Origin of the sequence: Candidatus Magnetobacterium casense (genome assembly GCF_000714715.1) — a bacterium.
Taxonomy (GTDB): domain Bacteria; phylum Nitrospirota; class Thermodesulfovibrionia; order Thermodesulfovibrionales; family Magnetobacteriaceae; genus Magnetobacterium; species Magnetobacterium casense.
This window is the reverse complement of record NZ_JMFO01000008.1, coordinates 26474-49086: the sequence shown is the minus strand read 5'-3', so window position 1 is coordinate 49086 and position 22613 is coordinate 26474. Positions and strand designations below refer to the sequence as shown.

The following is a 22613-nucleotide window of genomic DNA, read 5'->3' as shown; positions in this document are numbered from 1 at the left end:
ACGGGGAGTTTGACGGTTGCCGATAGTTAATGAAGAGATGAGTGATTCAGCGGACTGGAAGGTAGTGATTGCCGGTAGCGATGAGGGTATCTGCAGGGCGATCAGACATGAGCTGGGCGGATATCGCTTCTATGACAAGGGGGTGAGTTTTGTCGTTGCCTGTTCCGTGAGGGATATCGGACAACTGCTAAAAACGCACCCTGACGTGGCCCTGGTTCTGGCGGATGTGGCCCTGGAGGGTGAGGACTCAGACGGCCTGTGTGTGGTCAGGCATATCAGGGAGGGCCTGGGCAACCCTGACGTGCGGATTGTGCTTTGCACTACGCAACGTGGACGTTTTCCCGATGAGGATGCCTTTATCAGCTACGATATACATGACTGCCGGATGGTGGAGGAGTTGAGGGGCAGGGGATTGTTTGCCGTTGTAGCGGCCTCTTTGCGCTCATACATGGACAGGGTCATGTTGCGTGAAAGTCGTCAGAGGTCTCGTGCACTGGGCGCCCTGGCACAGGAGAAGGAACTGCTCCTGGCAGAGATACACCACAGGGTCAAGAACAACCTCCAGATAATTTCCAGCTTGCTGTTTCTCCAGGGCAAGTACGTCAAGGACGAGTGCGTCTCGGAGCAGTTGAAGGAGAGCCGCGACCGCGTGAAATCAATGGCCCTTGTGCACGAGTTGTTGTATCAGTCCAATGACCTGGCAAGTGTGGACTTTGCACAGTACATCAAGATATTAACGAGCGACCTGCTCTACTCCTACGGGGTCTGCACGGAAACCGTAAGCGTAAAGATAAACGTAGACCATCTCTCACTGGGCATTGACACGGCCATCCCCTGTGGATTGATCATAAGCGAACTGCTCACCAACGCTATAAAGTACGCCTTTGCAGCGGATACCACGGGCGTGATTGCGATAGACTTTCACCTCGCACCTGACAACAACTACGTCCTGGCCATAAGCGATAACGGCAGGGGATTGCCCGGGGATATCAGAATCAGCAACAGCAAATCCTTTGGCCTGAAGCTCGTACACGAATTAACCATGCAACAGGATGGCACCATCACCGTAGATAACAGCGCCGGTACCGCATACAGGATTACGTTTCCCAAAAAGGATTGAGGCAATTGCCTTAACACTACAAGGAGGATTAAACTTCTTGTTCATTGAGCTTTTCCTGCACCCACGAGTTGATTAAGCTACCAGCAGAGATGCCGTGTTTTAGCGCAACAGACTGGAGATGTTCCGACAACTCTCTTTCTATGGCATAATAAATAACTTCGGAGTCAATGTCTACCTCAAAATCAACTTTACGGGTTTTATCCCAAAAATCAGATAACTCATGTTTGTCCCAGAACTCACCAATGGCCTTGTAAGACTTTGCCCCTGATACCGAACTCTTAGATTTGCTCATACCTTTTCCTCTCAGAAGACGTCATATCACGCGCCGATACAACCAAAACACTACCACCCTTCTTGTATATGAAGAAGACTATAAGATAGCGCCCATCGCTTGTCTGACCCATTGCTGAATAAACACTCTCAGAAATGCGATACCCTTTCTCAACAAATCTAAAATGAGGTTTATTCAATAAAACCTCTGCTACTTCATTAGTCCTAACATTATGTTTTCGTAATAACTTATCAATTACTTCATCCAATCAGATAATATCTCGTATCTTCAATAGCTACACCTTGTTCGTCCATCTCTGTATTTATTATACCATCTTATTTTGACAATGTCAAATTAACAATGGAGGTATCCTCTTTAAAAAGCAGGGTAATTTTTATTTCACGCTTAAAAGGCATGGATTCCTGCTTTCGCAGGAATGACAGTTACAGCCGTTTTCCAAGTGTGTCATTCTTGGCTTGACCAGGAATCCAAGATGCGTAAAAGTATAGTTACCATGAAATATAAAGAGGATACCAATGGAGCCTCTTGCAAAAGTACATATACTAAAATGACACGGGTTTTTTCAGACATGATAATTGAGTGTGAAATAATGGGGTCAAGGGGACTTCTTTCCGGCCAGGGCGCCTCGCCCCTCCCCTTGCAGGGGGTTCTGAAGGGGCCAAGAGCGTCCTGGAGCGAAAAAGAAGCGGAGCCGCCCCTTTCTTTTTTCTTACGGTCAAAGACTATTGTCCTGCTCTCAATCCTTACCGGATGAACAGCCTCATTAGTGTAACGATGAAACCAGCCTGCGCCACCATCATTGCAGCCACCCACTTTAGCGTATCTACCTTGGCTCGTTCGATCTCAGCCCGCAGCTTTTCGACTTCTGCTTTCATCTCTATGCGCAGTTTTTCTATTTCGGCTTGTAGTTCGGATTGCAGCTTGTTTATATCGCCCTTTGTTGCCAAAGAGGATTCGGTAACGTCTTTTATGACCTCGGCAATCTCCCTGGCCGCTCTCTTGTCGAGATTAGCGTTTTTAAGTCGGTCGTAAATCTTTAGCGTATCTATAGCTGCATCCATTATTTAATTTAGCACAAGCGGCAAACGGATGTCAACTCACGGTAAATTTATTCTCCAGGACAATCTTAAATATCTCCAGTCAAAACTAAAGTTTACTACTGACTGCAAACAAAAAAATTCCTTGACAAAACCATCCTAATATTTATAGCATATTTTAAATCTTAATTCAAACCGTAAACAGGAGGGAACGGTAGCACCACAATCAACCGTGGTTGCCAGTATTTAAGCCACTTTTATATTTTCTTAGTATGGCATTGTTACTGTGCTTAAGCGATGAGACCACACCGGACTGAAGTGCTACCCAAAGTTAATGGATGCAGAAAAAACTAAGGAGGAACATCAGACCATGAGAACAAGGGTTATTATTTTTACGATTGTCCTGGGCATAATACTGAGTATGCCGCTGTGGGCACAGACGTATTACGTCTCCAGTTCCACGGGAGTGGATTCAAATGACGGACTGACACAAACCACCCCGTTTATGTCCGTAACGAAGGTGAACTCGCTCAACCTGACTGCCGGGGATCAGGTGCTGTTTAAGTGCGGTGATACCTGGCGTGTCGAAACCCTGATCGTGACAAAGTCCGGCACGCAGACAAACCCCGTCACGTACTCCTCATATCCGCAGGGGTGCAAGGATAAGCCAATTCTTTCAGGCTCCAGACCAATCAGCGGATGGGAGCCTTATAACGGCAACATATATGTCGCCGACCTGACCAAAGGCAATAACTCCGGAATGTTTACAAGGGGGATCAACCAGCTATTCAAAAATGGCAAACGTCTGAGACTTGGCCGCTGGCCAAACACAGGCGAGGCCGACAACGGCTATTCCACCATCGATGGTGCCCCCGATCTAAAGACAATTGTCGATAAAGAGCTTCCAAATGCGGATTGGACAAATGCAGTTGTCCACATAAAGGGGATGCGGTGGTATATCATCAATCGTGAGGTAACCGGTTCGTCGGGGACTACGTTGTCTCTGGCCGTTGACACGGATTGCTGGAATGGATGCACAGGGTGGGGGTACTTTATCAACAGCCACATGGCTACCCTGGACCAGGACGGCGAATGGTATTATGATAGCGTATCAAATAAGTTGTATCTCTACTCGACCACCGGCAAACCTGCCGATTCGGAGATGGAAGGCTCCGTAATTGTTGACAGCGATACGGAGTTTATGGGTGCAATCATCCTGGGCCTTAACCTGAAAACGCACATAACGGATGTGGTCATAGAAAACCTTGCGATACAGAACTGGTTCGCCAACGGCATTACGCTGCCAATAAACCTCGAAACGGACGACAACACCCGCATCGTCATCAGAAACAACCTCATCAAGGACGTTGATTCAATAGGCCTGAATCTCTCCACGTGGGTATGGAAGGCCTCAAATGGCGCAAGCGGCTGGCGTGGTGGACACAACCAGACCATCACGGGTAATGTCATAGATGGCGCAAATCACTACGGCATAAGCAGCTATGCCTATGGCACCGTCTTTGAAGATAACGAGCTAAGAGACATCGGGCTGGTTGAAAATGCCGGCAGGTCCGGAATCGGTTGCGGATACAACGGCGGCGAAGGGGCTTGCAGCGAAGGTGGCACTGGCATCCGGCTCCGGGTCGATAACGCCGCCTACTCAAGCCACAGCAATACCCTCAGGTATAATCGGGTATTAAGGACGGGATATTCGGGTATCATGGTGTTTGGTTCAAACGAACTGCTTGAGAACAACTATGTCAAGGATGCGTGTTTTTCCAAGGGCGACTGTGGCGGGATACATGTCTATGGCAGAAACAGCCTGTCCTCTACGCCGGCTCACGATGTAACCATACGCAACAACATCGTTGTTGATACCATTGGAAATACGGATGGCGTAATAACAGGCTACAGACCCCTTTTTGGCATGGGCATATATATCTATAACTATGCCAAAGACATAGAGGTAACCGGCAATACGATCATCAATTCCTCAGTGGATGGCATATTGTATGGAGCCTCATCAACGGGGCTTGTGAACAACAACACGATGTATGATAACTCCTCGGGTTCGATGGATACCAGGGGGCAGGCGGGTTTCTATTATGAGGGAGGGACAAGCATAAAGGAATTCAAGGATAATATACTGTACGGGGTGAGGGGAGGAGCCAGGACCCTGGTAGTGTCTGACAAGAACGTCATAACGGCTTCAGACAGAAACTACTATTTTCAGCCCTTCCTGCCAAAGCACATATTTTCAGAGGAGGTATATTCATCAGCAAAACATATGAATCTCCAGGATTGGAGGACATATAGCGGTCAGGATGCAAATTCCAGGGAGAACTGGTTTACGTTGGCCGCAACAGACAAGGCATTATCCGTGATACACTACAACCCCACCAGGGAGGCCAAGACCGTAGACCTTGCAGGCAAGGGGTACTTCGATATAGACCATGGGTTGCTCAAGGGCAGCATAACCCTCAAGCCTTTTGAGTCAAAGATACTGATCGATTGTCAGTGCACCGTATCCGCAACAACACAGCGGTACGATTTTGACGGCGATGGCAAGGCTGACGTGTTGTGGCGCAACAAGACAACCGGCGACACGGCCATATGGCTGATGCGTGGCACGGAGATAACCGGTGGTGACTTTGTTGTCAAGGGGGTTGACCCCGGGTGGGTCATCAGGGCCGTTGGCGACTTTAATGCTGATGGCAAAAGTGACGTTCTCTGGCAGGATACCGCAACCGGAGATGTCTATATATGGCTTGTAGAAGGAACCACGGTTAAGACCGTGGGGAATGTCTTCAAGGGGATGCCGGTTCAATGGGAGTTTGTGGCATCCGGGGACTTTAATGGCGACAAAAAGCTCGACGTCCTCTGGAGAAACACGGGCAGCGGCGACATATATCTCTGGCTCATGGACGGCACAACGATAGCCGGTGGTGGTCACATTGTCCGGGGGATGAGTTCGGATTGGGCGATCAAGGCCGTAGCCGATCTGGACGGAGACGGCAAGAGCGACATTGTCTGGCAACAGGCCACAAGTGGCGACGTTGCAGGGTGGTTGATGTCCGGGTTGGGGATGTCCGGTGGCAACTATATTGCGAAGGGAATTCAGGGCAACTGGCAGATAAATACGGCTGAGGATTTTGACGGCGATGGCAAGGCCGACGTCCTCTGGCAAGACACCACCACGGGCAATGTTGCCGTTTGGCTGATGAATGGCCTGAGCATCAGCAGTGGTGGTTATATAGCACGCGGGGTTCCCGGTAACTGGAAACTCCGTGTGGTTGCCGATTACAGCGGCGATGGCAAGGCCGACGTCCTCTGGCAGGACACCACCACGGGCGATGTTGCCGTTTGGCTGATGAATGGCACAAAGATAACCGCTGCCGGTTATGCCGCACGTGGCATCGGCGGTCAGTGGGAGGTCAGGTAGAGACAGGGTAATAGTTCAGGTATACCTATGGTTTCGCACTTTCTGGATTCCTGCTTTCGCAGGAATGACATAGAACAGCCAAAACTGCCATTTACTGTCATTCCCGCGAAAGCGGGAATCCATTTTCAAGAACTGCATAAAATGCTGGTTTATAAAAAAGTGCGAAAGTATAGGTATACAATAGAAAGATTGCACTGGAACAAGATATTATGGGGTCAAGGGGACTTCTTTCTGGCCGGGGTGCCTCACCCCTCCCCTTGCGGGGGGTTCTGAAGGGGGGCGGAGGGGGTGAGGCACCCCGGCCACAAACCGCCCCTTTCTTTTCTTGCCTTAAAGTTATAATTACCATGAAATATAAAGAGGATACCTTGTCTATGGTTTATCAGTTCTGATGGTGCGTGGCAAAATAAAGATTGCATAAACAGATCAAAATATGGTATAAATTAGAATTCCAACATTAGTTGGAAGAGTGCTCATAGCTTAGGAGGAGTAGTATGGAAGGCTTGAAGAAATTACGGTTTATTAACCTCTTGTTGTCATTGGTAGTGCTGATGGCGTTTACGGTGCCGGCAGAGGTGTTTGCAATAACAAACAGTGAGGAGTGGGGGTTGGCGGATTTTAACTTCACACCGCCCGGTGCACGTGCCAGTGGTATGGGAGGGGCTTTTGTGGCCCTGGCCGATGATGCAACCTGTGCATTAAGCAATCCTGCCGGACTGGCTCAGTTGCCCAGGACCCAGATCGCCGCCGAAGCTACATACCGGCATTACGATGACAAATATGATACAAAGAATTGGCCCGAATTTGACAATCTCACTACCTATACGGATACAAAGATCAAAAACAATACGAGACTGTCTTTTGCCTCTTTTTCAACGCCGCTCTTTGACAACTTTATCAATGTCTCTTTGTTTTATAACAAGTTGGTTTATTCCAATTCCGAATTTGTTTATGGCAGTAACACCCCGGACCGTGAATTTAAACAACCCGGCTACAATAAAGTTGCGGTTGATGAATATGGTTTGAGCCTTGCGAAGGCCTTCTTTGGTGAAAAGCTGTTTGTGGGTGCAGGGTTCAGTGAAGCAAACCTTGATCTGAAGAGCAACTTTGTCTTCAGGCAATACAAGACCACATCATCGGGAACGTACAACAGTGCGGCTGAGTCAACGGGGTCATCTACGAAGATGGCTTACCGTGCAGGGGTGCTTTTTGTACCGTGGGACTTCCTGAGATTTGGGGCTAATTACAGCAGAATGCCGGCATTCAACTATCAGTATGTTTCCAATGCCGTCGTCTCTAACAACTCTGTAATATTCAAGTCTGTGATGGAGTATAAAATACCTGATACCTTTTCGGTCGGGGCTGCCGTAAAACCACTAAAAAACTGGACAATTATCACCGAGGGAAAGTATGTCAAGTATTCAGACCTGATGGATGGCTTTGTACCGACCAAGTGCATCCAATCATCAAAGGGAGGATGTGCCAACCCCGGAGACCTCAAGGCTGAAAACTACGATATCCCCGATATCTGGGAGTTTCACCTCGGAACCGAGTACATATTGTATGTAAAGGAAACCCCGATCGCTATAAGAACCGGTACATACTACGAACCAAAACATTCCCTGTATGCCAATGAAAACACCTCCTACAACGATCTCTACAAAGGCGGCAGAGATGCCTGGCATTGGACAGGCGGTATAGGAACCGTACTCTTTAAGCACTGGCAGATCGATGGCGCCGTTGACCTGGCCAAAGACAGAGACAAACTCACCATCTCTATGGTCTATCAGTTCTAAGGGAAGCCATGCAAGGGCTAGCAGGATTATCAGGCGACCTTGATTTAACGGAAATAATCAACGGAAAAAAGATTGTGCCACCTATATTGGATCAGAGGGGTGCCCGACATGGTGTGTGAGATAGTGTCAAAGGGGACATCGGCAAAAGATATGATAACAAAAAAGGATATATACCAACGATACGGTGTTCCTGAATATTGGATCGTAATCCCCGAGTTGGAGATGATAGAGATATTAACCCTCAAAGACGGCAGATATGAGCTGTTTTCGTATGCCGAATGTTCCGGCGTGGTTAAGTCCAGGGTAATGGATGGCCTGGAGATAGACATTGAAAAAATTTTCAGAACTTAACAACAGATCAGGAGTGTTATGTTGACATTGAGATATATGAGAGTGTGTCTGTTAAACAGAGGCACGGTAACGCTGTTGAGTTTTGTCTTTCTCTTGTGCGGGGTACTGAACTCTTATGCCGTTGCGGGTTCCGTTTCGGCACTGATGACTTACGAAAAGGGTGTCAGCTCCCTCAAAGACGGCAACTGCAACCGTTCCATAATATACTTCAACAAGGCCATAGGGATCGATCCCCAGGACAAGACCCTACGGATCGGGATGTATGACTTCGAATATACCCCTAACAGCAAGTTATCCGAACTACAAGGGCAGTGTCCGCCAGGAGCCGATGTTCAACAGGGGGTTGAGCTTAAAAGACGCCCCCCCGTTGCCGGAAACATCCAGGGAGTCTTTGATGAAAACCTCCGGATCGACATCGATGGACAACCGTTGACTATAGCAAAAAACGGTTATTTTTCTTCCGTGATTGTGCTAAAACAGCAAAGAAAGACCCTCTTATTACAGGTAAATCGTGTGGGGGAAAAAAAGACCCCCTCCGTTGAATTCCCACTGACATCCCTTGGACTATCCGCAGATACCATGACTAAGGACAACCTCTCACACGCTACCCTCTCTGTCTCAGGCAACGTTGCCTACGCCGGCATAGAGAGAGATGAAGTACAGGTGACTATTGACCAGTCTGCACTGTTCTTTGGGCAGGATATCAAGCTGGAATCCAATCTGCCGGTAATCTTTAAGCTAAGGTTTTGATTTGACTCGTGTGACATCAGTATCGGAAAATTGTATCCTCTTAGAAAAACATGGTAAAATGGGGTCAAGGGGGCTGGCCCCCTTGCAGGGGAGGTCTGAGGAGGGGGCGGAGCCGCCCTCCTTCTTTCTTGCCTTAAAGTATAGTCACCATGAAGTATAAAGAGGATACGAAAAATTATTAAATTAAACGTTCTTATGAATATAAAAGACTCTTTCAATAAAGACGTTATATCTCTGATCATTAAAATAGCCATAGTTGCGGCAGCGTTGTTTTTTATCATATCTCAGTTTAACATCTCAACCAAACGTACAATCCGCCTGGGTGTATCGGAGGCAAGGGCAGAGAAATGCAAGACCATTGGCATGTTTACAACCTGCGAGCCAACCCCTACAACACCTCCGCCATCAACACCGGAGCCAACCCCTGCTCACACGCTCAAACCTACACCTAAGCCAACTCCTGCACCAACGCCGGAACCAACACCTGTACCGACTCCAAAACCAACACCGGTGCCTACAGCCATGCCAACACCAGTGCCTACACCAATGCCAACTGTTGTTAAACCTACACCCACACATACGCCTGCGCCAACGCCGGTACTGACACCTGTTCATACGCCAAAACCTACGCGTACACCTAAACCTACACCTGTTTCAAAACCTGTTCATGAGAAAAAAACTACACCAGCGATAAGACTTATACTGACCGGTATCTCTGATGGCATCAGCACTACGGATGAAACTATTAGCATCACAGGCAGTGTCAACACCGATGAACTGAAGATACAAGTCAACATCAACAACGACCCCGTACAGACGGACAACAAGGGTAACTTCAGTCATACGGTAAAGTTGGATATCGGCAAAAACAAGCTCACGGTCACTGCCAGGGACGATTCCGGTCGTGTTGAAACCAAGACATACGTAATCGTCAGAAAAGAGAAGATGCCTCTGAAGATATCGCTCGAATTCCCTGACGAGGACAAGGCAACACTACGCTCAAAACCCGATGAGACAACCCTTAAGGGCAAGATCGAAGGGGGCGTAGGCCAGGTTGTCCTCACCGTTGGCAAACACAACGTCAGCGTCAATAAAGACGGCTCGTTTGCAACCACGGTGACCCTCAAACCTGGCAGAAACGCAATCGACATCGAGGTCGTAGACAAAATAGGTAACCGGGATAAGCAGTCCTGGATTATCTACAACAACATACTGAAATAAGTATCCTCTTTAAAAAGTAGGGTAATTTTTATTTCACGGTTAAAAGGCATGGATTCCTGCTTTCGCAGGAATGACAGTTACAGCCGTTTTCCAAGTGTGCCTGCCCCTGGCTCGAACAGGGGTCATTCCTGGCTTGACCAGGAATCCAGGATGTGTAAAAGTATAGTTACCATGAAATATAAACAACATACTGAAATAACAGCAGAAAGGAAGCCATTCAGTGACCAAAGAGATGCAGATAGCCGGAGAGAGGACTCTCCACGTACAGGAAAGAGAGACCATCTATGATGCCCTCAAGCGCAACGGTGTCTACCTTGCCGCCCCATGCGGAGGTAAAGGCAGTTGTGGCAAGTGCAAGGTCAGGGTGCTTCAGGGGCAGTTTGAAACCAAGGGGTATGGCAGACTCCAAAAGGCGGAGATAGATGCCGGAATGCTCCTGGCCTGTCAGAGCACGCCATCCACTGCACTTGTCATAGAGATACCCAAGGAGTCAAAGCTCATCCTTGGCGGCAGGATCGCCATAGCGGCATTCAAGGACCCCGCCGCATATCTGACCTCATACGGGGTAACGACAGACCCGTTGGTAAAGCGTCTGGCGCTTCCATTGCCACCCCCCTCCATACAGGATAACATCAGCGACCTGGAAAGAGTCAAGCGAGCAGTCAGTGAGACATCGCTGACAATGAGCTATTCCTACGAACTCGTCTCAACCCTGCACGATGTCCTGCGAGAGGGTAACTGGAATGTCTCCCTGTCCTACAGCAAACTCAACGACGTATCGGCTGAGGCCCTGTCCCTGTTTCTGCCCGACAGATGCAAACGCAGGTTTGGCCTGGCCATAGACATTGGCACGACCACCGTGGTCGTCTACCTAGTTGACTTTGAAACCGGCCAGGTGCTCGATATCGGTTCAACGTACAACTCCCAGACCAGATACGGCGATGATGTCATAACGAGAATTGTCTACGCCACCGAGCCAGGTGCGACCTGGAGCGATGCAAATGGTCTTGAAGACCTCAGAGACGCCGTCGTTGGCGACATAAACACGATCGTCAACTCGTTTATGGACAAACATGCCATATCGGGCTGCGAAATAGACGGGGCAGTGATTGCGGCCAACACCACCATGTCACAGATATTCTGGGGACTTAATCCCGCATCCATACGGGAAGACCCCTATATCCCGACGGTCAACATCTATCCGGTGTGGAAGGCACAGGCGGCAAGGCTCTCCATAAATCCGCAGTCGCCGGTCTATACGTCTCCGGCAGTTGCCAGCTACGTTGGTGGCGATATCGTGGCCGGAATATTGGCCTCAAAGCTGTACAAGAGCCCCGAGTTGTCGCTGTTTATGGACATAGGCACAAATGCCGAGGTGGCCATCGGCAACAACGAATGGATAATGACGGCGGCCTGTTCGGCTGGTCCGTGCTTTGAGGGTAGCGGCATACGACACGGCATGAGGGCCACGCCGGGGGCCATTGATTCGGTGAAGATCGACCCCATCACGTTGGAACTCAGCTTTGGTGTCATAGACGGCGTTGCCCCTGTGGGAATCTGTGGATCGGGGATGATCGACGCAATCGTCGAAATGTATACAACCGGTATCATAAATCAAAAGGGCATATTTGTCTCCGACAAGTCACAACGCATACGCCAGGGACAGGAGGGACCGGAGTTTGTCTTCCACCATGATCCGGTACTGAAGAGGGATATTGTCCTTACGCAGGTCGATATTGAAAACCTGATCAGGGCAAAGGCCGCCATCTTTGCCGGTGTTTCGTTATTGCTCAACGAGGTGGGGATGCCCCTTGAGGCCCTGGACAGGGTGTATATCGCCGGCGGATTTGGAAACTCCCTCAACGTACCAAAGGCCATTACGCTTGGCATGTTGCCAGACCTTGACCGTGACAAGTACGTATTCCTGGGCAACACCTCCATTATCGGCGCATATCTGGCGCTCATGTCCGACGAACTCAGACGAGAGATGGAAGACATCGCCTCAAAGATGACCTACGTTGAACTCTCTGTCGTGGGCGGATATATGGATGAGTACATCTCGGCAATGTTCATCCCCCATACCGACATGACGAGATTTCCCTCCGTTGTAAAATAATGCCTACCCATAAATCAAGAAGAGGGAAAGAAAGGGGCGGCGGAGCTTCTTTTCCGCTCCAGGACGCTCCTGGCCCCCTTCAGAACCCCCTGCAAGGGGGCCAGCCCCCTTGACCCCGTAATGCTCAATCCTGATATTACAAATATTCATGCCCATTATTTATCAATGGCCTTAATTTGACAATGTCATATTCCAATTTGTGCAATTAAAGATGTCTGAACCACGATTTAACGGATTAAGGGATTATCAGGATTAGGTTAAAGGCATTCCTTAATTTTTTTCCTGTAAATCCTTTAATCTGTGTAATCCTGGTTCAGACAATCCTCATGTTTACTTGAATGTGACATTGTCAAATTACGCACTCTTCTATAATAAATTGGCATCATTTTGTCAAATTGCTAGTCCACAAAATTGTTTCATAAGCTCTCTGCATTTTGTAATGTTTCTATACAGATGATAAAGCAACAAATCTTTATACAGTTCATCGACTAATGCCATTATCTTTTCAATGGTGTCCAGAATGATATTATGTAACTTCGTTGTTTTAAAATCCTCAAAATCGAAATTAGGGTCCATTAAAACATTTGTATCTATCCTCTTAAAAATAGCATGAAGGAATAACCTGTTTCCATAGATATAGTGGCTCTTTATTCTTCCATTTAGGTTAGGTTGTTTGGGGTTTAAGATTTTGTTTGTTGCTCTGTTTATAATGACGGCTCTTATAACCTTATGAGTCGTTGTTGAATCGTTTATTATATCTGTGTAAGGGCTTTTATTTATATCATCCCACAACTTGCCAATTTCTTTTTTTGCATAAACGGCCAGTTCAACGTTTTGATTAGCACAGGCCAAAGCTACAATGACCTCTTCAATATCAATAATCTTATCATCATCATGTTGAGGTTTCTCAGCAGACCTCTTATAATTATATGTTATACCTTCTAACATAAGTTCCGTATGTAGCCTGCGTTGTTGAGGGTCAAGAAACACAAAGTCTCTTTTCTCTATCTTGTTTTGAGTGTTAGTCTTTTCCGTTATATTAGTTCCGAACTCATCGAGATTATCATTATTCAGTAGTATTATTTTGATTAATACTCTAGTTTGCTTGACTTCTTCCGGATATTTTTCAAGAGCATACCCCAAACTTCCCACGGTTTGTGCTCCGTTTATCACCCTGAAATTCTCAAAAATAAAGACACCTGAATTTCGATCTCCAGCTCCTAAAGCCCTTCTCTCTATTTTATTACATAGGGCTGTAATACCATTGTTGTAGTAAAAAAAATTCTGAAACTCATTAACAACCGTATTAATAATATCACTGTTTATGCTGCTATGACCTAAAAAATCTCTAATGTTTTCTGAAAATAGCCTGTTCCTGTAATTACGCCAAATACTTGCAATATCATTCCCACTAATGGTCCCATATATTGCAGTGTAAGGTTCTTCTACTTTTCCCCAGTTGTAAAGCATTAACTCCGCATTTATAGGAGCACCCTTCAACAATTCAGATAGCGACATATACGCACGTTTTAGTGAAAAAATCTCATGCTCAACTAAACCTACAGGATCATTAAGCTGCAAAATCAAATTGTTTATGATCGATTGATTACTATCAGATAAATTGTTTTGGCCTGTAAATGCAAGAACTATTTTTATTTTTAAACGACCTCCAGTAGCATCCAATGCATCGTTAATATCTTCTTCCTTCATCTTAACTTTTTCGTTAAACCGATCTATCTGAAGCTCTATCAAGTCCTTTATTCCTTGGGCAAACTTGTGAATATCGCCCGAGGCAGGTTCACCCCTGGCATTTTTTATCCATTTTGACTGAATAATCCATAAGAAATTGTTTCTTCTATCAAAATAGATAAGATCAATACCATTATCCCCATAGCCGTCAACTACGGCACCTGCGGCAGTAGCAGATTCAACGCCAGATAACGCCTCCAGCGTATAAGCGGCATAAGCCCTCGTTAAAAAGAAATTCTCTCTTTCCTGCTCACTTCTTGCATCAGATAAATCAATCTTACCACTATAGACATCCTCTATCCTCTTTTGTACCGGTCTTAAATGCAAAATGCTCATAATTTAATCATCCGTCGCACATCATAAGCAGAGATGGGGTCAAGGGGACTTCTTCGTGGCCGGGGTGCCTCACCCCTCCCCTTGCAGGAGGGGTCTGAGGGGAGATCCCCTTCTTTCTTCTTCTCTTCATCTTAGCAGACATAGCTGATGTCCAGGCGCTCGGAGATAGCCGGGTCGCCGGAGCTTATGCCGTCTGACATGCCGATGGGGAGTTCGGTGCTTCTGCCCATTGGGGCGAAAATCTTCTTGAGTTCGACGTCCAACGCCTTGAACACCTCCACGACACGTTCGGCCACCTTGTCCGGATCGAGCCGACGGTAGAGCTTTGGGTCCTGCGTCGTTATCCCGCGCGGACAACGCCCGATGTTACAGACGTTACAGCGATTGTTTTCATCGCCAAAGCAACCAGCAGCCGCCTGCATGATGTACTTGCCTATCGACACCGCCGAGGCCCCCAGCATGATTAACGCCGCAACGTTGGCCGCAAGATTGCCCTGCTTGCCAACACCTCCGGCTGCAATCAGCGGCAGTTCGTTCTGCTTGCCCTGCGCAACCAGGTCCAGGTAACACTCCCGGAGATTGGACGCTATGGGATGTCCCATCTTGTCCATCGAAACGTTGTAGGCCGCACCTGTGCCGCCGTCCTCGCCGTCTATGGACAGGGCCGCCGCATAGGGATTTCGCACCAGATTGTTGAGCACGGCCTTGGCCGTCCTCGTGCCAGATATCTTGGGATACACCGGCACCCTGAAACCCCATGCCAGATACATCGACTGGATCATCTTGGCCACGGCCTCTTCGATTGAATACTTGGTCTGATGTGTGGGCGGGGAGGGCAGGTCTACCCCTTGGGGCACTCCACGGATTTCCGATATGAGCTTTAAAACCTTGTGCGCCATCAACAGACCGCCATCGCCGGGCTTGGCACCCTGACCGTACTTTATCTCTATAGCACATGGGTCGTCCACCATATCCGGCAACGCCCTGATTATTTCGTCCCAACCAAAATACCCCGACGCTATCTGCGGTATGAAGTACTTGATAAACCGTGATTTCAAAAGCCTCAACGGCATCCCTCCCTCACCGGAACACATCACCACGGGCATACCATCGACTTCGTTGAGATACGTAATTCCCATGGCCAGCCCCTCCCACATCGTCGGCGACAACGCACCAACGGACATGCTGCCGATCATCACGGGGTATATCTCCCGCACCGGTGGGATGAATGTCGCACTCTGCGTATCCAGCGTGATGTTGTCACCCTCAACCCGCACGGGCAGTTCATCCGGCGGCAGTATCCTTCCTAAGTAGGTGCGAATGCGAAACTCGTGTCGTCCGGCGTCCAGGGCCGGGTCGGTTAGCATCGATATCCGCGTAAACTTGAGCTTGTCAAGCGTGGAGATCGATGGGTCGTTTCTACGGCCGCCTCTGGTGTGAGGACTGCCTCCAGTGTTCTTATAGAACAGAAACTTGTGGTGCGGATTGAACTCCGGCGCTATAGCCTCGTTCGGACACACCAGACTGCACGTGGCACAGCCGGTACAATAATTGTTTATCTCGGTGGATTGCTTTATGACGGTGACAACACGTCGCTCCGTGCTTGGTGCGGGGATAGGGCCAACTGATTGCACCACCCGCTGGGCTATCACAGACGGATAGATTGCAAACATCGGGCAGACTGCAGTGCATCGACCACACCTCTTGCACCTGTCCTGTTTCCACTGTATTATATAAGGGAATTCCTTAAGCGTTAGTTCATGATTGTTGTCCAACCGGCAAGCTGGTTCCATACCTTAACCTCCTGAGCGCCCGGTGAAACAACTACCATGTCGTATTTCATCGGGAATATATCTTTGTCACAAGCCCGTTGCGGGATGCTTTTGTTGAGTCCGCACTCCTCCGACATCAGCGCCACCTTGCCCTTGACCCCGCCCACGACACCGGGTCTGAGCTTCTTGGCGTCCTGCACCATAAAGCACGAGCCATCGGGCGTAAACCCTATAACGCAATTAGGCCCGTCTATGCACAGGAACCTCAGCGACGTCTTTAGCAACCGGACGGCCTCCCTGTCAGCCCTGCCTTCGATTTCCGAGGACTTCAGCGGCGTGATGACGTCCTTGTAGTATTTAAGCGGGTACCGGAGCGTGTTGCAGACGTAGTGCAGGATGTGGGTGAAGACCTCACTGTCGCTATTGTAGCCCATGTAGCCTGGGAATCCACGGCTTTTGAGGTACTCCCTGATGGGAACAAATGCGGTGTTTTCGCCGTTGGTCATGGAGCCGTAGCCCTGTATAAAGAACGGGTGGCAGGCATAGAGGTTGATGGCGTAGTTGGTGTTTTGCCTGCCCTGGGCAAAGATGAGCTTTGCCTTGATGGTTGCCGTGTCGAGGTTGAAGAACTCGCACAGTTGCAGCGGGTCACCGACCTCCTTGAGCGTGATGACGTCGGGGTAGAACGAAAAGACGATAATCGATTCATCCTCCTGCCCCATCATCCGGAGGGCTATGCGTGTCCTGAGCAGCAGGTCCTCCCTGACCTCCCTGGAGGCATTGGCAAACTGCTGTGGGTACTCGTAGACCCTTGCAAAGTAGTACTCGCGTGCCTTGATCCCCCTGATGGGTTTGAGCTTTGGCGACCACGTGTGTCTGAGCTTAAACCCCTCGCCGTTGAGGTAGTTGTCAAGGGTTTTGAGGCCATGCTTTGAGCATATCCCAGACAGGACGGGGTAGTCCTTGAACTCCCCGAACTCGCTGCCGAGGTCTTTTAGTATCAGCCCCATGCCGGAGCCGTCGTGCCCCTCCTTCATGGTCTCGAGGGCCAGGATGTTCTCGATGGGCGATATGTAATCCGTTGATGATATTGCACTTAATCTGCACATATATGTATTCCTCCCAAGCGACTGTAAGGAGCTGTCCGATTAATAGTTATATTGCTCCCGTTTTACAAGTATATAACTATATAGGCATTGATGCACTTTTGTCAAATAGAAATTGCCAAACAAAAAAAAGAAAGGAGCGGAGCCGCATCTTGACGCTCTCCAGACATTGATATTTTGTTTGCCGTGGTTGTATAATTAAGACATGAGTGTAGTAACGGTACCAAAGGTCTTAAGAGAAAGGTTGGGAGACGAGGCAACAGATGCCTTTATCAGGCTGATAAACGATGCCGGGTTTGACACGAGAAAAGAGCTTGCTAGCAAAGAAGATGTAGCCAAGCTCAAGGAGGAGCTGCGTAGGGTAGAGGCCAGTCTCAAAGAGGACATGCTCAAACTGGAAGCCAGGTTAAAAGAAGACATGAATAAGCAGATAACTGGCTTAAAAGAGGACATGAATAAGCAGATAACCGGCTTAAAAGAAGACATGAATAAGCAGATAACCGGCTTAAAAGAAGACACGAATAAGCAGATAACCGGCTTAAAAGAAGACATGCTCAAACTGGAAGCCAGGTTAAAAGAAGACATGAATAAGCAGATAACTGGCTTAAAAGAGGACATGCTCAAACTGGAAGCCGGCTTAAAAGAAGACATGCTCAAACTGGAAGCCAGGTTAAAAGAAGACATGAGTAAGCAGGTAGCAGGCTTAAAAGAGGACATGCGTAAGCTGGAAGCCAATTTGTTCAAGGTGGAGACTAATCTCCGGGAAGATATAAATTATTTGGAAGCTAAATTAAACGAAAACATAGTAATGATAAAAGGTGAGTTGACGTACATCAAATGGATGATGGGTACGATGATAGCCTTGGTTATTGCGGTGCTCATTCTTGTGATGAGGACGTTCTTCAGGTAACACCCCTGCCACCCCCTGTCTGGCTGACCTGTTTTTTTGTAAGTGTTTCTCTTGTCTCTTACCATCTCATCAAAACCTATATAAGCGTTTTCAAATATACGATCGGTAGATCACTGAGCGGTTCTCACTGAATATACATGTAATTGGTCAATTCACGCAATCTGTAGTTGAAGATGATCTGTCATAGCTTATAATATACATGTTTAGGTGGTAAGGATGTAATTTTAACGTCTGATAAGGTTTATTATGTAAAATTATATTGACAATGTCACATTCCGTTTCTTGCAACTAAAAATGCCTGAACCATTTTAACATAAAAAAAAGCAGACAGGGGTACTTATGCCCTGCCCGCTCCGCTTTCCTTAACTACAGGACTATGAGAGTCCTGTTTGTGTGAAACAGCTTACCGTGTTGTAACCACCTGACTGAAGATTGGGGAGGTTGTATCTGTAGCGTATGCAGTGATGTTGACCGCACGTGTACCACTTGGGGTTACAAATACCTCACCCTCTGTAGTGTGGGTTGTGACAAACAGTGATGCTCCTGTAAACGGGCTCTTGTCGCCCTTGTATGTGTGGTGGTTTACAAAGTCGTTAAGTATATCCGTGATACCGCCCGGGAATGCGGTGTATGTGCTTGTGCTGGCCTGGTTGTACATTGCCTGACAGGTCTTGCCTGTTGCCGTACCATTGGTGGCCTCTACGCAACCCTGGGCACCGGCCGTGCTGGTTATTATTATGTATGGGTCACCTGCTACGTATGAATCAAGATATCCCTGCAGGTCTGATACGGCTCCCTTTGCTCCTGACTCAACTGCCCTCACCTTTGCCTTCTCCCTTTGACCCAGGAACGCCGGCACTGCTATAGCGGTCAATATACCGATAATCGCTATAACGATCAATAACTCGATCAGGGTAAAACCTCTTTCGTCCCTCTTGCTCATCTCTGACACTACCTTAAACATGTTAGTCCTCCTATCGACTATTACTTTTTTTTAAGACGGTTAAAAACCGCTCTTTAACTCAATGTCACTTGAAATCCATTGACAGTTATTGTGCAATAATCATGCCATATGTAATTCTCAAGAATGCGGCTATTTTATTCAGGTCATATTTATTTCAACTGCCATATTGTGGCATGTATGACACAAAGTGACAGTGCGGTAGTTCTAGTTAAGTTGCCGAGCCTGGAACAGATGTCTCTGTGCCTCCTGGAACCTGCCAGCCTTTGTCAGGGCATCCCCCAGGCTCTTGTGCAAGCGACCACTCTGCGGGGAGAGAGAGACCGCCCTGGTAAGGACTCCAATGGCCTCATCCACCCTGTCAAGGGACATCAGGGCGATGCCAAGGCTATTTAGCGCCTCCGGGTCATCCGGATAGTGTTCGATATACTTGTTGAGGTGCCTGATGGCATATTGATAGTCTTTTCTGTTGAGGTAGAGCAATCCAAATCGCTTGTGCATCAGGGCCTCATCATCAGGGGACATCAGTGGGCCTGAGCGTGCGTAGTGCTCCATGGCCTCTTCGAGCATGCCCTTGGCAGTGAGGGCATTGCCCATGCTCATGTGCAATTCCGGGTCATCGCTTTTTAATTCCAGCCCCTTGGCGAAGTATCCGATGGCCTCGTCCAGCTTGCCGTAGTCGCTCAGGAGCAAGTCGTTGCCGTAATTGTTGTAGGCCTTGTAGTTGTTATCCACGACGTCTATAGCATGTCTGAATATGCTCAGAGAGTTTTTCCAGTGGCCAGTGTATGTCCACGTAAGGGTCGAGTAAAACACGATAAGCGCAGAGGCGGCCGCAGCAAGGAGCGGTTTTCGGAATCTGTTGCTTTGCAGGAGGTCGGCGCTGCCCCACGCCAGGATTATGTAGATACCAATGAGCGGGACGTATGCGTATCTATCCGCAACGGCCTCACGCCCCGTATGCACCAGCTTGATCACAGGCACCAGGGTGCCCAGATACCACAGCCAACCAACAAGTACGTAGGGTTTCCTACGGGCTACGAGCAGGGCACAGATGCTGATTGTTACAAGCAACACGGAGGCGGCAACGGGCTTCCACAGGGGCATGTCGTAGGGGTAGGGATAAAAGATGGCCAGCTTACTTGGATTTACCATCATGTACAGGTATTGCACGTAACTGACTATGGCCGTAGAGACACGCTTTGCAATTGGCAACACGCTCAACGGTTTTAACCCATGAGCCTCACTCTGTATCGTGTACGTGATCATGGCCGATATCGCAGACAGGGCAAAAAGCGGTATCTTTTCGATGACCCTCCAATAACTGAATTTCCTCAGCGGCCATACATCCATCAGGAGCAGGACACAGGGCAGTGTAACCGCCATCGGTTTGGCCATAAGCGACAGTGCAAGCAACAACATGACAAGCATGTATCTCCCTGCCCTCGTCCACGTGCTCGGGTGGTTGGGGGGGACATCAATCCCCCTCACTTTATGGGAGGGGTAAGGGGAGGGTGTTGCATAGTGGTGGTATGCAATCATGGTCAGGAGCCAGAACATCGTGCTCAGTACATTTTTGCGCTCTGCCACCCACGCCACAGACTCCACACCTAAAGGGTGTATGGCAAACAGTGCCGCAACAAAGGCACTCTGCCACCTCTCTGCCGTCATCCGGTACAGGACGTAGAACAACAAGACGGTGTTTATCATGTGGATTATGAGACTTGTAAGATGATGTCCTCCGGGGTTTAGCCTGAAGAGCGAAACATCCGTCATGTGAGAAATCCACGTCATCGGATGCCAGTTGGACATGAACACAGACCTCAACGCCCACAAGACCCCCTCTCTGGTCAGACCTGCATTTACAATGGGATTATCCCTGACGTACTGTGGGTCGTCGTAGTTGATAAAGTCGTTAAACCCCACACGGTAGTACACGACAAGGGTTAGTAGCAACAGGGCGAGTATGAGTGTTTTTATGTTTTTTTTGATGAGTTTAACCTTTATTCATAGGGGGTGTCGTTTGGATCGGAGGCGATGAGTTTCAGGATAAATGGGCCTATTTCGAGCGTGTCCGTAGTGTTGAGCTTTATGGGTTTGTCGGAAGGGATTTGGATGCCGTTTAGAAAGACGCCATTTGTGCTGTTGAGGTCAACGATATAGACAGCCTTGTTGTCGTACCAGAGCCTTGCGTGTTTGGCCGATACGACTTGTTCTGGCAGGTGGATATCGCATGTCCCTGAGCGTCCTATCATGAGTCCGTCGGCGGAGACAGGGTGTTGTTGTATTTCGGAGTTGTTCTGCAAAACGATGACTCTATAGGGTTTTTGCTCGTAGTGTGCCACGATCTTGCTGATCTCCTTGCGCAATTTGTCTTGTGTACTGCGCATGGTAACGGAGTCATCCGAGTGTGATTGCAGAAAAGTTATGGCAATAGAGGGGCCAATGTTTATCACATCGCCGTGTTTAAGGACAGAGGAGGTGATGACCTTACCGTTGAGGGTGATCCCGCTCTGACTCTGCAGGTCCTCGACGTAGTAGGCCCCATCAAGCAAAAACACGTGTGCGTGATGACGGGAGACAAATGGCGCTGTCAAAGAGATATCACAGTCACTTGTGCGTCCTATGAGCAGCTCCTCCTCCTTGATCGGTATCGTAAAGGGTGGATAGCCGTCCCTCTCTATACGCAGGACCGGTACGGCATCGAGCTTGTCAGCGACTAACTTATCTGCCGTGGTATGTTCCCACATGGCCATGTAGACCTTGAATGCCTCTTTTTTGCCCTTTATGTTTGTCGTCTTGATGTAACGACACAATTGCTTGTGTGTTTGGTCAAGGGTATTGAAGGTCTCCTCGGAAAGATAGATTTCGCCTGTGTTTGCCATGGCTTCAAAGCGTTGAGCGACGTTTACCACATCGCCAAAGACGTCATTGTGTTCAACTATGCAGTTGCCCGTATTGAGGCCTATGCGCAGGTGTATCTTGAGCATGTCCTCTTCCTTTAGGTTATGCCTTGCCACTGCACGCTGTATATCAACGGCAGCCTCAACGGCATTGTTGCCTGATTCAAAGTATGACAGCGTGCCATCGCCTATGGACTTGACGTAGGTACCACGGAACTTATTTATTATTGGGTGGATGATGTCGTTTTGATTCTTTATAACGGTTCGTAAGGCAAGGTCACCTGCCTCTTCCGTCAGCACCGTAGAGCCTTCCAGATCGGTAAACATTACGGTGACCCATTTGGTGTATTTGTTGTGCAGGAGAGACTCTATCTTTTTCTTTTTCTCCAGCAACTGTTCCATGTTAAAGTTTTCGGTTCTCTCCTCGGGAGTTCCACCAATCCATGGTTTTTGATCTTTAGGGGGTAACGGCATTATCTATGTCCTCTTTTGTCAAATATATCACACTATTACCTGATTTTAAACACCCAGGCTCATCTCCCTTTACATCTCGCCTGCCATGGCTGCAAACGTTTGGGCAACTATTCATGAATACTATTATATCAAAAAATCAATAATTAATAAAAGTGATAAGTACCTGCCCATAATTACCTAATATACGAAAGAAGAAAGAAAGGGGCGACTCAGCCCCCCTTCAGAACCCCCTGCAAGGGGAGGGGTGAGGCACCCCGGCCATGAAGAAGTCCCCTTG

At 48.3% G+C, this 22613-nt stretch carries 17 protein-coding genes; 8 read left to right on the top strand and 9 right to left on the bottom strand.

The window, feature by feature from the left end:
• The first annotated feature begins 16 nt into the window (after nt 1–16).
• On the top strand, nt 17–1120 hold the full coding sequence (locus tag Mcas_RS16430; RefSeq protein WP_156033212.1) for a sensor histidine kinase: 1104 nt from the start codon (nt 17–19) through the stop codon (nt 1118–1120).
• A 28-nt stretch (nt 1121–1148) separates the two neighbouring features.
• Here the strand turns inward: Mcas_RS16430 and Mcas_RS06280 are convergent, their stop codons facing one another.
• From Mcas_RS06280 to Mcas_RS06270, 3 genes are all read right to left on the bottom strand, one after another.
• Nucleotides 1149–1412 carry a CopG family antitoxin gene (locus Mcas_RS06280; RefSeq protein WP_040334667.1) on the bottom strand — a complete coding sequence of 88 codons (264 nt, stop codon included), beginning with the start codon at nt 1410–1412 and terminating at the stop codon, nt 1149–1151.
• Entirely contained in the window at nt 1399–1659 is a 261-nt protein-coding gene (locus Mcas_RS19170; RefSeq protein ID WP_164468332.1) for a BrnT family toxin, read from the bottom strand. The genes Mcas_RS06280 and Mcas_RS19170 overlap by 14 nt, the downstream gene beginning before the upstream one ends.
• A 496-nt stretch (nt 1660–2155) precedes the next feature.
• Nucleotides 2156–2473 carry a CCDC90 family protein gene (locus Mcas_RS06270; RefSeq protein WP_040334665.1) on the bottom strand — a complete coding sequence of 106 codons (318 nt, stop codon included), beginning with the start codon at nt 2471–2473 and terminating at the stop codon, nt 2156–2158.
• Between the two features lie 346 nt (nt 2474–2819).
• On the opposite strand from Mcas_RS06270, the gene Mcas_RS16425 reads away from it, so the two are divergent.
• The 6 genes from Mcas_RS16425 to Mcas_RS06235 all read left to right on the top strand — a co-directional run bounded on the left by Mcas_RS16425 (nt 2820) and on the right by Mcas_RS06235 (nt 12125).
• The gene (locus Mcas_RS16425; protein ID WP_162176269.1) at nt 2820–5891 is read left to right on the top strand and encodes an FG-GAP-like repeat-containing protein; all 3072 of its coding nucleotides are present in this window, start codon (nt 2820–2822) and stop codon (nt 5889–5891) included.
• A 494-nt stretch (nt 5892–6385) separates the two neighbouring features.
• Nucleotides 6386–7687: an OmpP1/FadL family transporter gene (locus tag Mcas_RS06255; RefSeq protein ID WP_040334663.1), complete on the top strand. Its 1302-nt coding sequence runs from the start codon at nt 6386–6388 to the stop codon at nt 7685–7687.
• Between the two features lie 108 nt (nt 7688–7795).
• Nucleotides 7796–8038: a Uma2 family endonuclease gene (locus Mcas_RS06250; RefSeq protein ID WP_052566934.1), complete on the top strand. Its 243-nt coding sequence runs from the start codon at nt 7796–7798 to the stop codon at nt 8036–8038.
• Between the two features lie 27 nt (nt 8039–8065).
• Nucleotides 8066–8788: a hypothetical protein gene (locus Mcas_RS06245; RefSeq protein WP_156033210.1), complete on the top strand. Its 723-nt coding sequence runs from the start codon at nt 8066–8068 to the stop codon at nt 8786–8788.
• A gap of 195 nt (nt 8789–8983) precedes the next feature.
• Nucleotides 8984–10009 carry a hypothetical protein gene (locus Mcas_RS06240; RefSeq protein WP_040334661.1) on the top strand — a complete coding sequence of 342 codons (1026 nt, stop codon included), beginning with the start codon at nt 8984–8986 and terminating at the stop codon, nt 10007–10009.
• Between the two features lie 220 nt (nt 10010–10229).
• Nucleotides 10230–12125 carry an ASKHA domain-containing protein gene (locus Mcas_RS06235; RefSeq protein WP_052566933.1) on the top strand — a complete coding sequence of 632 codons (1896 nt, stop codon included), beginning with the start codon at nt 10230–10232 and terminating at the stop codon, nt 12123–12125.
• A 390-nt stretch (nt 12126–12515) separates the two neighbouring features.
• Here Mcas_RS06235 and Mcas_RS06230 read toward each other — a convergent pair whose 3' ends face one another.
• From Mcas_RS06230 to Mcas_RS06220, 3 genes are all read right to left on the bottom strand, one after another.
• Complete coding sequence (locus Mcas_RS06230; protein ID WP_040334660.1) at nt 12516–14210, bottom strand: AIPR family protein; 1695 nt, start codon at nt 14208–14210, stop codon at nt 12516–12518.
• A 131-nt stretch (nt 14211–14341) separates the two neighbouring features.
• Nucleotides 14342–16003 (bottom strand): glutamate synthase-related protein, encoded by a 1662-nt coding sequence (locus tag Mcas_RS06225; RefSeq protein WP_040334659.1) that lies wholly within the window; start codon nt 16001–16003, stop codon nt 14342–14344.
• Nucleotides 15964–17091, bottom strand: coding sequence for a class II glutamine amidotransferase domain-containing protein (locus tag Mcas_RS06220; protein WP_040334658.1), 1128 nt, complete (start codon nt 17089–17091; stop codon nt 15964–15966). The genes Mcas_RS06225 and Mcas_RS06220 overlap by 40 nt, the downstream gene beginning before the upstream one ends.
• A 202-nt stretch (nt 17092–17293) precedes the next feature.
• Between Mcas_RS06220 and Mcas_RS16420 the strand changes: the two genes are divergently transcribed.
• Nucleotides 17294–17998, top strand: coding sequence for an LA_3696 family protein (locus Mcas_RS16420; protein ID WP_156033208.1), 705 nt, complete (start codon nt 17294–17296; stop codon nt 17996–17998).
• Between the two features lie 403 nt (nt 17999–18401).
• On the opposite strand, the gene Mcas_RS19025 is transcribed toward Mcas_RS16420, so the two are convergent.
• The 3 genes from Mcas_RS19025 to Mcas_RS06200 all read right to left on the bottom strand — a co-directional run bounded on the left by Mcas_RS19025 (nt 18402) and on the right by Mcas_RS06200 (nt 22336).
• On the bottom strand, nt 18402–18962 hold the full coding sequence (locus tag Mcas_RS19025) for a type II secretion system protein (RefSeq protein WP_040334657.1): 561 nt from the start codon (nt 18960–18962) through the stop codon (nt 18402–18404).
• 204 nt (nt 18963–19166) lie between these two features.
• Nucleotides 19167–20915, bottom strand: coding sequence for a tetratricopeptide repeat protein (locus tag Mcas_RS06205; protein WP_156033206.1), 1749 nt, complete (start codon nt 20913–20915; stop codon nt 19167–19169).
• Between the two features lie 47 nt (nt 20916–20962).
• Entirely contained in the window at nt 20963–22336 is a 1374-nt protein-coding gene (locus Mcas_RS06200; protein WP_040334656.1) for an adenylate/guanylate cyclase domain-containing protein, read from the bottom strand.
• Between the last annotated feature and the right edge of the window lie 277 nt (nt 22337–22613).